We start from the raw sequence: 11,790 nt of genomic DNA, 5'->3' as shown, positions 1-11,790 counted from the left end.
ATCAACATCAATCATATTGCATTGCACAATGGAATTATATGATCGGAAATGATTGACACTGCTCGTTTTGGGTGCCTAGATGCTGAGGCAGGGAGGAACCATGCACGAAAAAGAGCGCCACAGGATCATTCTGTCCGCCGTCCAGGAAAAACCTGTGGTCACGGTGCAGGAGATGGTCGACCTGACGGAATCCTCCGAGGCGACGATCCGGCGCGACATCGCTGCTCTCCATGTCCAGAAACGCCTGCGCCGGGTGCGCGGCGGCGCCGAGGCGATCTCGCCGCCGCAGTTCATCGGGCTGGCGGGCCGCCCCTTCTCCGTCAACGAAACGCTCAACGCCGCGCAGAAGCGGGCGATCGCACGCGAAGCGGTCGAACTGTGCAAGGACGGCGAGCCGATCATCATCAATGGCGGCACCACCACCTTCCAGATGGTGCATTTCCTGACCGGTCGCCGCATGCCGATCTTCACCAATTCGTTCCCGATCGCCGAGCACCTGCTCAAGCACTCCAAGAACACGGTGATGCTGTCGGGCGGCACGATCTATCGCGAGCAGAACATCATCCTGTCGCCTTTCGACAACGACGTGACGCGCAATTTCTACGCGCGCCGCATGTTCATGGGCGCTCAAGGGTTGGGGCCTCTCGGCCTGATGGAAGGCGATCCGCTGCTGATCCAGGCGGAGCAGAAGCTGATCGACCAGGCCGACGAACTGGTGGTGTTGGTCGATTCCTCGAAATTCCGCAAACGCTCCAGCCTGATCCTGTGCGGTCTTTCGCGCATCGCCACCGTCATCACCGATGACGGCATCGAAGACCGCGAGGCAAAGATGCTGGAAACCGCGGGGGTGACGCTGATAGTCGCCCGCAAGTCGACAAAGGAAGAATCTTCACTGCAGGCCTGAGACACCTCACGCCCGCAGCGGCGATGGAATGCAACGCTCAAGGGAGGAAATTCGATGAGCTTCTTGAAGAAATTGATGGTGACGGCGGCCTTCTCGGCCGCCATGTTCGTGAATGCCGCCTACGCTGAAAATGTCAAGATCGCGCTGGTGGTGAAGTCGCTCGGCAACGGCTTCTTCGATGCCGCCAACAAGGGCGCGCAAGAGGCGGCCAAGGAACTCGGCGACGTCGACATCATCTACACCGGCCCGACCAAGGCGACCGCCGAGGCGCAGATCGAAGTGGTCAATTCGCTGATCGCGCAGAAGGTCAACGCCATCGCGATTTCCGCCAATGACGCCGACGCGCTGGTGCCGGTGCTGAAGAAGGCCATGGAGCGTGGCATCACCGTCATCTCCTGGGATTCGGGCGTCGCCAAGGAAGGCCGCCAGCTTCACCTCAACCCATCCGACACCGGGCTGATCGGCGAGACCATCATCAAGCTGGCCGCCGACTATCTGCCGGAAGGCGGCGATGTCGCCATCCTGTCGGCCTCCTCGACCGCGACCAACCAGAATTCCTGGATCGAAGCGGCCAAGAAGGTGCTGCCGGAGAAGTTCCCCAAGATCAAGCTGGTCGCCACCGTCTATGGCGATGACGACTCGGCCAAGAGCACCGATGAGGCCAAAGGCCTCTTGAAGTCCTATCCGAACCTGAAGGCGATCATCGCGCCGACCACCGTCGGCGTCGTCGCCGCCGCCCAGGTCGTCACCGACGAGAACCTGATCGGCAAGGTCAACGTCACCGGCCTGGCGCTGCCGTCGGAGTTCAAGAAGTTCATCGACAATGGCGCCAGCCAGGCCGTTGCGCTGTGGAACCCGATCGACCTCGGTTACTCCGCCGTCTACCTCGCCCATGACCTGGCGGTGAACAAGGAAGAGGCCAAGCCGGGTGCGACGCTGTCGATCGGCCGCGTCGGCAAGGTGACGCTCGACGACACCAATTCGGCCGCGATGGCTCCGCCCTTCCAGTTCGACAAGAGCAACATCGAGAAGTTCTCCAAGATCTATTGATCCTGGCGCCCTTCAATGGCGCGGCGGGGCTTTCGTCCCGCCGCGACTTCAAACGGACCTAGTTTCGGGGCTTGATACGGATATGGACACGACAGCCCAACGCAGCGAGACAAAGGAGCGGCCTACAGCCTCGGCTCCACGCCTGACGCTGTCCGGCATCTCCAAGAGCTTTCCCGGCGTGCGGGCGCTGCACAATGTCAGCCTTTCGCTTTATCCAGGCCAGGTGACCGCACTGATCGGTGAAAACGGCGCCGGCAAGTCGACGCTGGTCAAGATCATGACCGGCATCTACCAGCCCGACGCAGGGATCATCAGCATTGACGGACAGCCCGTCACCTTGCCCAGCGCGCATGCGGCCTTCGGAATCGGCGTCACCGCCATCCATCAGGAGACGGTTCTGTTCGACGATCTGAGCGTCGCCGAAAACATTTTCCTCGGCCATGCGCCGCGCAGCCGCTTCGGCACCATCGACTGGCGCACGATGCGCAAGAATGCGCGGGAAGTGCTCGACACGATGCATGCCGGCCATATCGACGCCGATGCGCGGCTCAGGGATCTCGGCATTGCCAACAAACATCTGGTCGCCGTCGCGCGCGCCATGTCGATCGATTCTCAGATCGTCATCATGGACGAGCCGACCGCCGCCCTTTCGACGAAGGAGATCGAGGAGCTGTTCCTGCTCATCGAGTTCCTCAAGGAACAGGGCAAGGCGATCCTGTTCATCAGCCACAAGTTCGACGAGATCTATCGCATCGCCGACCGCTACACCGTATTCCGCGACGGCGAGATGGTCGGCGAAGGCCTGATCAGGGATGCCGGCCAGAGCCAGATCGTGCGGATGATGGTGGGCCGCGCGGTCGACCACATCTTTCCGCAGCGCAAGGCCGAGATCGGCGCGCCGGTGCTCTCCGTTTCCGGCCTGTCGCACCCGACCGAATTCAACGACATCGGCTTCGAGCTGCACAAGGGCGAGATCCTGGGCTTCTACGGCCTGGTCGGTGCCGGGCGCAGCGAGGTCATGCAGGCGATTTCAGGCATCACGCGCACCAGCAGCGGCACGATCACGCTGGAAGGCAAGGCGATCGCGCCGAAATCGGCGGCGGATTCGATCGAGGCCGGCATCGTCTACGTGCCGGAGGAACGCGGCAAGCAGGGCGTGGTGATCGGCCTGCCGATCTTCCAGAATGTTTCTCTCCCTTCGCTCGCCCGCACCTCCAAATCCGGCATGCTTCGGCTGGCGGAGGAATTTTCGCTGGCCCGTTCCTTTACAGAGAGGCTTGACCTCAGGGCCTCCTCGCTCAGCCAGGATGTCGGAACGCTTTCGGGGGGAAACCAGCAGAAGGTGGTCATCGCCAAATGGTTGGCGACGACACCCAAGGTAATCATCCTGGACGAGCCGACCAAGGGCATCGACATCGGCTCCAAGGCCGCCGTGCACGGCTTCATGGCGGAGCTTGTGGCGCAGGGCCTGTCGGTGATCATGGTGTCGTCCGAACTGCCCGAAATCCTCGGCATGTCCGACCGCGTCGTCGTCATGCGCGAGGGTCTCGTCGCGGCGGTCTACGACAACAAGGGACTGGACGCCGAGACGCTGGTCAGGACGGCAGCGGGGATCGCGGCATGAAAGCATTCCTCAAATACCGCGAAATCTGGCTGCTCGCAGCCATCGTCGTGCTGATCGGGCTGATCTCGACGCGCTTTCCGGCCTTTGCCGATGCAGGCAACCTGCGCCAGGTGTTCAACGACACCTCGATCCTGATGATCCTGGCGCTCGGCCAGATGGTCGTTATCCTGACCCGCTCCATCGACCTGTCGATGGCCTCCAATCTGTGCTTCACCGGCATGGTGGTGGCGATGCTGAACGCCGCCCATCCGGCAATCCCGATCCCGCTGCTGATCGTCATCGCGCTCGCCGTCGGGCTGATGCTCGGCGCCATCAACGGCCTGCTGGTGTGGCGGTTGAACATCCCCTCGATCGTGGTGACGCTGGGCACACTGACCATCTATCGCGGCGCTACTTTCGTCCTGTCCGGCGGCGCCTGGGTCAATGCCGACAAGATGAGCCCGGACTTCATCGGTTTCCAGCGCGCTGCTTTCCTCGGCATTCCCGTGCTGTCCTTGATCGCCATACTGGTCATCGGACTGTTCTTCGTGCTGATGACACGCACCGCGCTCGGCCGCTCGATCTATGCCATCGGCGTCAATCCGACGGCGTCGGTCTATACTGGCATCGATGTCGGCCGCACGAAATTCATCGTCTTCTGCATCTCCGGCATGATCGGTGGCCTCTGCGGTTATCTCTGGATTTCGCGCTACGTCATTGCCTCGGTCGAGGTCGCCAACGGCTATGAGCTCAACATCATCGCCGCTTGCGTCATCGGCGGCATCTCGATCGCCGGCGGCATCGGTTCGGTCGGGGGTGCCGTGCTCGGTGCGCTGTTTCTCGGCATCATCTCCAACGCGTTGCCGGTCATCAACATCTCGCCCTTCTGGCAGATGGCGATTTCGGGCAGCGCCATCATCCTGGCCGTCGTGCTCAACGCGCGCGGCGAACGCCAGCAGGGCCGCATCATCCTGAGAAAGATGGAAGCGGCATGACCGACGTCCCCGCCCCTCGCCACATTCCCGACCGGCTCGACAAGCCGCTCTCTTCGGCGATCTTTTCCTGGGAAGCGCTGCTGGTCGTGGTGGCTATCGCCATCTTTGCCATCAACAGTTTCGCCTCACCCTATTTCCTGGACCCCTATTCGCTCTCCGATCTCACCTTCAACTTCACCGAAAAGGGTCTGATCGCCTTTGCAATGGCATTGCTGATCATCTCCGGCGAGATCGATCTGTCGGTGGCCGCCATCATCGCGCTGGCATCGACCATGATGGGCATGGCGGTGCAGGCCGGCGCCGGCACGCCAGTGCTTGTCTTGATCGGCATCGTCGTCGGCCTCGGCTGCGGCGCCTTCAACGGGCTGCTGGTCACGCGCCTCGGCCTGCCTTCCATCGTCGTCACCATCGGCACGATGAGCCTGTTTCGCGGCATCGCCTTCATCATCCTCGGCGACCAGGCCTACAAGGGCTATCCTGAAAGCTTCGCCTTCTTCGGCCAGGGTTACGTCTGGTGGGTGGTGTCGTTCGAACTGGTGCTCTTCCTCATCGCGGCTGTCGTCTACTGGTTCATGCTCCACCGCACGAGTTTCGGCCGTCGTGTCTTCGCCATCGGCAACAATCCGGTCGCGGCACAGTTTTCCGGCGTGCGCGTCGGCCGCATAAAATTCATCCTGTTTTGCCTGACCGGCCTGATGTCGGGCATCGCCTCGGTGCTGATCACCTCGCGGCTCGGCTCGACACGGCCGTCCATCGCCCAAGGTTATGAGCTCGAAGTCATCACCATGGTGGTGTTGGGCGGCGTCAGCATCCTTGGCGGCGCCGGCAGCATTCTGGGCGTCGTGCTCGCCGCCTTCATCATGGGGCTGGTGACCTTCGGCCTCGGCCTGCTCAACGTGCCCGGCATCGTCATGTCGATCTTCATAGGCCTGCTCCTGATCATCGTCATTGCGCTGCCGATCGTCTGGCGGCGGCTGCGCGGGGGACGCCTGGCCTGATGCCCGAGAAGTACGCATTCAAGATGATGCTCAAGCCCGGCATGAAGGCCGAGTACAAGAAGCGCCACGATGAAATCTGGCCGGCGCTGGTCGCGTTGCTCAAGCAGGCCGGCGTCTCCGACTATTCGATCCATCTCGACGAAGAGATCAATATCCTGTTTGGGGTGCTGTGGCGGCGCGATGGTCACGGCATGGACGATCTGCCGAAGCATCCGGTGATGCAGCGCTGGTGGGCTGAAATGGCCGACATCATGGAGACCAGGCCGGACAATGAACCGGTGGCGGTGCCCCTGGAAATAATGTTCCATATGGAATGAGCGCGATCCGCAACGTCGCCGTGATCGATATCGGCAAGACCAACGCCAAGGTGGCGCTGGTCGATCTCGCCACATTGAGCGAGGTAGCGCTGCGCCGCAGGGCGAATGCGCCGGTGCGACAGGCGCCCTATCCGCATCACGATGTCGAAGCGCTGTGGGTTTTCATCCTCGACAGCCTTGCGGCGCTCAACCGCGAACAGCGCATCGACGCCATTTCGATCACCACCCATGGCGCGACCGGCGTGCTGGTCGATGCCTCCGGCGAACTCGTGCTGCCTGTTCTCGACTATGAATTCGACGGGCCCGACGAGCTTGCGGAAGGCTATGGTGCGATCCGCCCGCCCTTCTCCGAGACCGGCACGCCGCGCCTGCCGCTCGGCCTCAATCTCGGCGCGCAATTCTTTTGGCAGCAGCAAAGCTTCCCGACGGAGTTCGCCAGGGCCGCCGCGATGCTGATGTACCCGCAATATTGGGCGCTGCGCCTGACCGGTATCGTCGCCAACGACGTCACCTCGCTCGGCTGCCACACCGATCTGTGGAACCCCTGGACGGGGGATTTTTCGGCGCTGGTCGACCGCTTGGGCTGGCGCGACCTGATGGCGCCCGTGCGGCCGGCCAGCGATCGTCTTGGCTCGATCCTGCCCGCGCTTGCGGAGCGGACCGGGCTCGACCCACAAACGCCGGTCTTTTGCGGCCTGCACGATTCCAACGCCTCCCTGCTGCCGCATCTCCTGTCCGATGCGCCGCCCTTCTCGGTGGTCTCGACCGGCACCTGGGTGGTATCGATGGCGGTCGGCGGCAAGGCGGTCGCGCTCGATCCAGCAAGGGATACGCTGGTCAATGTCAATGCCCTCGGCAACCCCGTGCCCTCGGCGCGGTTCATGGGCGGCCGCGAATTCTCGCTGCTGACCGAAGGCTCGGCGCAGAACTGGAACGACAGCGATGTCACCGCGGTGCTGGCGCGCAAGACATTGCTTTTGCCTTCTATCCAGCAAGGCTCGGGGCCGTTTCCGCATCACACCGCCGCATGGCGCAAGGGCGAGGCCATCCCTCCCGGCCAGCGCTTTGCCGCGATCTCCTTCTACCTGGCGCTAATGACCGCCACTTGCCTCGACCTGATCGGCGGCGATGGCCCGACGACAGTCGAGGGACCTTTCGCGCGCAACCAATTGTTCACGCGGATGCTTGCCGCCAGGACCGGCCGCGCGGTCATCGCATCGGAAGCCGCTACCGGCACCAGCATCGGGGCCGCCCTGCTGGCATCGGACCAGGGTGCCGCGCATGGCAAGGGCCAGACACAAGAGCCGCCGGCCGATCCGGCCTGGGCGGAGTATGCGCGCGCGTGGCGGGCGGCCGTCGAGGCTATTGGCTGATCAGAGGATCCGCTTGCCGAAGGCCGACATGACGAAGTTGATGGTATCGGTGCCGATCCTGGGCTCCAGATCGGCACTCAAACCGGAGACATTCATCGACAGCAGTCCGCCGGAAAGCGCGATCGCCTCCATCGCCTGATGCGTCTCGCGCACGGTGAGGCCGCCGGAACCAGCCGCCCAGCCGGCGAATTCGGTCACATCAGGCGAGTAGCTGACGTGAAATCCTTGCGTGCCCGAGGTGGCGATGCGGATCGCCTCGTGCATCAGGTCGCGCATGCCCATGGCGTCGATGTCGGTCATGGTGAAGGCCGAGACGCGCGAATCCTTCAGCACCCGCACTTCGGCCGGGTCGGCATGGCGCAGTCCGATGATGACAACGTTTTCCGGCGACAGCTGCGGCTGCAGCGCGCCGGCCTTGTGGTCGAGGCCAAGCGAGCGCGCCAGTACCGACACTTCCGGCAGGTCGATGCCGTCCTCGTCCTCGGGCATCAGCGCGGCGATGGAATCGATCCAGATCAGGCCGAAGGAGTGCGTCGCGCCCGCCGTCGCCGTCAGCGCCTTGTGAGCGATACGACGATCGGCGCCTGCAGTCAGACGGATCAGTCCGGAGGGCGGCCGATCGATATCGGCCAGTTCGACGACATCGAAGTTCATCGCCTCCAGCCGGGCGCCGGTTCCCTCCCGGGCGAGGATGCGGGCCGCTTCCGCTTCGGCCGAAATCGACACCATCTTGCGGCCGGAGAAATCCGCGACATCGTGCATTGGTGCTTTTTCGACATATTCCGAGGTCATTGCCAAAAGCATGGCGCCATAGCTCATGCGGAAGGCGACGCGATCGCCAACGGCGAGCGGCGGGTCGGCGTCCTGGACATCGAGCAGCAGATGGTCACTGGAGGCGCCGAGCACCCTTATCCCTTTGCCGATCGGGCTCAGCCCTTCGACCAGCACATCCTCCCGGCCGATATTGGCGATGGCGCGCAACCTGTCGCCTTCGTCGGGGAAGACAGGCTGGTTGCCGAAGGCGTCGTAACCGGAGGTGCCGATCGGCCGTGACGGCTTGAGCTTGACCTCGATGACGTCGCTGGTCAGCCGGCAGGCATCGGGTTCGAGTTCGGCCCATGGCACGTCACGGAAGGTTTCCACACCACCCTGCAGGATCGCCTCGCCGACGCGCAGATTGTTGATACCGGCCGGCAATTTGCCTTCGAGCAGCAGCGGCAGGGACGACGAGGCGCCGCCGGAGATGAAGTCCAGGCTTTTCCCGGACAGCCGCTCGGTCTTGTAGGCATGGGCGACGAGCTGGCCGAGATTTTCCTCCGTCGGCATGATGGCGCCGAAGCAGCCGAGATTGGTGCCGATGCCGGCGATGCGTACGCCCTTCATGTCGAGAATCTGCTCGACCGTGGGGATGAGGTCGTTCGGCCAGATGCCTTCCCGGAGATCGCCGAGATCGATCATCAGCATGATGTCGTGTACGCGGCCCATGCGCTCGGCGATGCGCGAGATTTCGCGGATGATCGTCAGCTCCGACTGCAGGCTGACGTCGACGGTGCGCACCACTTCCTCCACACGCGCCATCGGCGGACTGCGCAACAGCATGATCGGCGCGGTGATACCGCTGTCGCGCAGTCGGCGGATGTTCTCGAAGCGGGATTCGGCAATGCCGGCGACGTCGCCGCGCAGCATGGCGCGCGCCACCTGCGGCATGCCGCAAGTGCCCTTGGTGACGCCGAACACCTTGATATCAGAAAGCGCGCAACGATCGACAATGGTACGTGCATTGCGCTCGATGCGGCCAAGGTCGATGGCGACTTGCGGTCCCGACATTTTATCCCCTGTAGACCAATCCCTGCGGGTCGATCTCCGGCTTGCGGCCGGCGACGAGGTCGGCGAGGAATTTTCCCGAGCCACAGGCCATTGTCCAGCCGACATGGCCGTGGCCGGTGTCGAGATAGAGGTTTTTGTAGCGCGCCGGGCCGATGACCGGCACCGAATTCGGCATCATCGGCCGCAAACCAGCCCATAGCTCGGCCTTCTTCTCGTCGAAGGCACCGGGGAACAGGTCCTTGCCGGTCCTGAACATGGTGGCAAAGTCGCTGGGCTTGTGGGTGCGGTCGAAGCCGGTGAATTCGGCGGTGGAAGCCAACCGCAAGCGATTGCCGAGGCGCGAATAGGCCATCAGCTGATCCTCGTCGGCGCCGCCCATGGTCGGCCCCTTGCTCTCGTCCTCCAGCGGAATCGTTGCCGTATAGCCCTTCACCGGATAGACCGGCAGGTCGATGCCGTAGCGCCGGCCGAGCAAACCGCTCTCCGGCCCCATCGAGATGACCACTGCGTCGCCGACGATCGGTCCGGCCGAGGTCATCACGCCCCGCACCCGGTCGCCCTCGATATCGAGGCCCTCGACCGTCGTGCCGTAAAGAAAGGTCACGCTGAGCTTTTCGGCGGCGTAGGCGGCCAAATTTTCCACGAACTGCCGGGAATCGCCGGTCTGGTCGATCGGCGAGTAGACGCCTCCGACGATCTTTTCCTTCACCCCGGCAAGACCTGGTTCAAGCTCGACCAGCCGGTCCCGGCCGACGATCTCGATCGGCAGGCCATGCTCGGCCAGATAGCGATAGTTGTCGGTGCCGGTGTCGAGACTGTGCTGCGAGCGGAAGAAATAGAGGATGCCCTTCTTGCGCTCGTCATAGTGGATGCCGGTATCGGCTGAAATGGCGTTGATGCAGTCCCGCGAATAGAGCGCGAGCCGCAGCTTGACCTGGCTGTTGGCGCGCAGGCGGGTCACTGTGCACTGGCGCAGGAAGCGCAGGCTCCAGGCGAGAAAATAAGGATCGAAGCGCAGCCGCACCTTGATGCCGAGATCATGATTGTAGAGCCCGCGCAGGAACGTCTTGAGTGCCGCCGGCGAGGCCCAGGCGGTGGCATCCCCCGGAGACACCAGCCCGGCATTCGACTGGCTGGTGCCCCGCGCCGGCGCCGCATGGCGCTCGATCACGGTGACCTCGTGACCGTCGGCGGCCAGGTAATAGGCGGCCGCCGTACCGACGACGCCGGCTCCAAGCACCGTTATCTTCATGCCATCCCCCAAACCTCTTCGCGGCACGGCGCCTCCACGCCGTATCGCGAATGCTTGCATAGCGCGTCGCCGCGCACCTTGCGAGCCCTTGGGGCTTGTGAGCCCCTGGGAAAGCGCGCTCAGCTCCGCGCGGAGTTCTTGCTGGTCAGGATGCGCTCCCAGGCCAGCGCGTCGTTGACGATCTGGTCGAGATCGTCGCGCTGCGGGGTCCAGCCGAGTTCGGACCGCGCGAGATCGGAATTGGCAACCACCGCCGCGGCATCGCCGGGACGCCGGTCGCCCATCCTGACCTCGAAGTCATGGCCAAAGGCGCGGCGCACGCTGTCGATGACCTCGAGCACCGAATAGCCATGGCTATAGCCGCAATTGGCGACGAGGCTGGCGCCGCCGGCGCGTAGCCGTTGCAGCGCAAGGCGATGCGCGGCGGCCAGATCGCTGACATGGATATAGTCGCGCATGCAGGTGCCATCCGGCGTCGGATAATCGGTGCCGAAGACCTGCATGAACGGGCGCTTGCCTAGCGCGGTCTCGCAGGCGACCTTGATCAGATGGGTGGCGCCCGGCGTCGACTGGCCGGTGCGGCCCTTCGGGTCGGCCCCGGCGACGTTGAAATAGCGTAGCGCCGTGTAGCGGATGTCGTGCGCAAGGCCTGCATCGCGCAGCATCCATTCGCTCATCAGCTTAGACAGGCCATAGGGCGATTCCGGCGCCAGGCTGGCATCCTCGCGCACCGGTTCCAGTCCGGCGCCGCCATAGACGGCGGCTGTCGAGGAGAAGATGAAATTCGGCACACCTTCGCGCACCGCGGTTTCGATCAGCGTGCGTGTCTTCGAGGTGTTGTTCTCATAGTAGGCGAGCGGGTCGGCGACCGATTCCGGGACGACGATGGAACCGGCGAAATGGATGATCGCGTCGACCTTGTTCTCCCGGATGATCGAGCCGACCAGTTCCTTGTCGGCGACATCGCCGACGACCAGCCTTGCCTCCGGCGCCACCGCCCATTCGAAGCCGGTGGAAAGCCGGTCGAGAACGACCACGCTTTCGCCCGCATCCAGCAATTCCCAGACCATATGGCTGCCGATATAGCCTGCGCCACCTGTCACCAAAACCGTCATCCGCATCCTCGCTTACCCTAGATTTATCGGAAACTGTCTCAACAACCGCCTTACTGGAAAGTCTGCCGTCTGCCCATTAAAACCCGATGTAACCAGCGTTCACTTGATGTGGCATCATGCGGAAACAAAAGTGAACCAAAGAGCGTGCCACGGATTGGGAATAGGCCACGATCCGCCGTCGTTAGGAACAGGTCCGGGGCGTGGCATTTTGACCAAATCGGCCCGGTGGACGACCAAAAGGCCAATGATTATGATCCCGCCCAAAATTGGGAAGTCGAGATGAATTACCAGCGTTTCTTCGAGGAGGCGATCGACCAGCTCCATGCCGAGCGTCGCTACCGCGTCTTCGCCGACCT

Annotated in this window: 10 protein-coding genes; 7 read left to right on the top strand and 3 right to left on the bottom strand. The window is 63.2% G+C overall.

The features are described from left to right. The first annotated feature begins 100 nt into the window (after positions 1-100). The 7 genes from FJ960_RS08940 to FJ960_RS08910 all read left to right on the top strand — a co-directional run bounded on the left by FJ960_RS08940 (position 101) and on the right by FJ960_RS08910 (position 7,240). The gene (locus tag FJ960_RS08940; RefSeq protein ID WP_027145694.1) at positions 101-904 is read left to right on the top strand and encodes a DeoR/GlpR family DNA-binding transcription regulator; all 804 of its coding nucleotides are present in this window, start codon (positions 101-103) and stop codon (positions 902-904) included. Between the two features lie 54 nt (positions 905-958). Beyond that, on the top strand, positions 959-1,954 hold the full coding sequence (gene rhaS, locus FJ960_RS08935; protein ID WP_140510758.1) for a rhamnose ABC transporter substrate-binding protein: 996 nt from the start codon (positions 959-961) through the stop codon (positions 1,952-1,954). An 82-nt stretch (positions 1,955-2,036) separates the two neighbouring features. Then, positions 2,037-3,578 carry a sugar ABC transporter ATP-binding protein gene (locus FJ960_RS08930; RefSeq protein WP_140713275.1) on the top strand — a complete coding sequence of 514 codons (1,542 nt, stop codon included), beginning with the start codon at positions 2,037-2,039 and terminating at the stop codon, positions 3,576-3,578. After that, positions 3,575-4,552, top strand: coding sequence for an ABC transporter permease (locus tag FJ960_RS08925; RefSeq protein ID WP_140713274.1), 978 nt, complete (start codon positions 3,575-3,577; stop codon positions 4,550-4,552). Before FJ960_RS08930 ends, FJ960_RS08925 begins: the two co-directional genes overlap by 4 nt. Further along, positions 4,549-5,550, top strand: coding sequence for an ABC transporter permease (locus tag FJ960_RS08920; RefSeq protein ID WP_140510753.1), 1,002 nt, complete (start codon positions 4,549-4,551; stop codon positions 5,548-5,550). The genes FJ960_RS08925 and FJ960_RS08920 overlap by 4 nt, the downstream gene beginning before the upstream one ends. Then, positions 5,550-5,867, top strand: coding sequence for an L-rhamnose mutarotase (gene rhaM, locus FJ960_RS08915; protein WP_140713272.1), 318 nt, complete (start codon positions 5,550-5,552; stop codon positions 5,865-5,867). Before FJ960_RS08920 ends, rhaM begins: the two co-directional genes overlap by 1 nt. Then, entirely contained in the window at positions 5,864-7,240 is a 1,377-nt protein-coding gene (locus FJ960_RS08910) for an FGGY-family carbohydrate kinase (protein WP_140713270.1), read from the top strand. Before rhaM ends, FJ960_RS08910 begins: the two co-directional genes overlap by 4 nt. Here FJ960_RS08910 and FJ960_RS08905 read toward each other — a convergent pair whose 3' ends face one another. The 3 genes from FJ960_RS08905 to galE all read right to left on the bottom strand — a co-directional run bounded on the left by FJ960_RS08905 (position 7,241) and on the right by galE (position 11,434). After that, positions 7,241-9,067 (bottom strand): alanine racemase, encoded by a 1,827-nt coding sequence (locus FJ960_RS08905; RefSeq protein ID WP_140713268.1) that lies wholly within the window; start codon positions 9,065-9,067, stop codon positions 7,241-7,243. A gap of 1 nt (position 9,068) precedes the next feature. Continuing rightward, positions 9,069-10,319 carry a D-amino acid dehydrogenase gene (locus FJ960_RS08900; RefSeq protein ID WP_140713266.1) on the bottom strand — a complete coding sequence of 417 codons (1,251 nt, stop codon included), beginning with the start codon at positions 10,317-10,319 and terminating at the stop codon, positions 9,069-9,071. A 119-nt stretch (positions 10,320-10,438) separates the two neighbouring features. Further along, the gene (galE, locus tag FJ960_RS08895) at positions 10,439-11,434 is read right to left on the bottom strand and encodes a UDP-glucose 4-epimerase GalE (RefSeq protein WP_140713264.1); all 996 of its coding nucleotides are present in this window, start codon (positions 11,432-11,434) and stop codon (positions 10,439-10,441) included. Positions 11,435-11,790 lie beyond the last annotated feature (356 nt).

The organism is Mesorhizobium sp. B2-3-11, assembly GCF_006442215.1.
Classification (GTDB): Bacteria; Pseudomonadota; Alphaproteobacteria; order Rhizobiales; family Rhizobiaceae; genus Mesorhizobium; species Mesorhizobium salmacidum.
This window is presented reverse-complemented; position numbering and strand designations above follow the sequence as displayed.

Coding starts and splice junctions, on each gene's coding strand:
- FJ960_RS08940 (WP_027145694.1), top strand. CDS start 101: ATGCACGAAAAAGAGCGCCACAGGATCATTCTGTCCGCCGTCCAGGAA.
- rhaS (WP_140510758.1), top strand. CDS start 959: ATGAGCTTCTTGAAGAAATTGATGGTGACGGCGGCCTTCTCGGCCGCC.
- FJ960_RS08930 (WP_140713275.1), top strand. CDS start 2,037: ATGGACACGACAGCCCAACGCAGCGAGACAAAGGAGCGGCCTACAGCC.
- FJ960_RS08925 (WP_140713274.1), top strand. CDS start 3,575: ATGAAAGCATTCCTCAAATACCGCGAAATCTGGCTGCTCGCAGCCATC.
- FJ960_RS08920 (WP_140510753.1), top strand. CDS start 4,549: ATGACCGACGTCCCCGCCCCTCGCCACATTCCCGACCGGCTCGACAAG.
- rhaM (WP_140713272.1), top strand. CDS start 5,550: ATGCCCGAGAAGTACGCATTCAAGATGATGCTCAAGCCCGGCATGAAG.
- FJ960_RS08910 (WP_140713270.1), top strand. CDS start 5,864: ATGAGCGCGATCCGCAACGTCGCCGTGATCGATATCGGCAAGACCAAC.
- FJ960_RS08905 (WP_140713268.1), bottom strand. CDS start 9,067: ATGTCGGGACCGCAAGTCGCCATCGACCTTGGCCGCATCGAGCGCAAT.
- FJ960_RS08900 (WP_140713266.1), bottom strand. CDS start 10,319: ATGAAGATAACGGTGCTTGGAGCCGGCGTCGTCGGTACGGCGGCCGCC.
- galE (WP_140713264.1), bottom strand. CDS start 11,434: ATGACGGTTTTGGTGACAGGTGGCGCAGGCTATATCGGCAGCCATATG.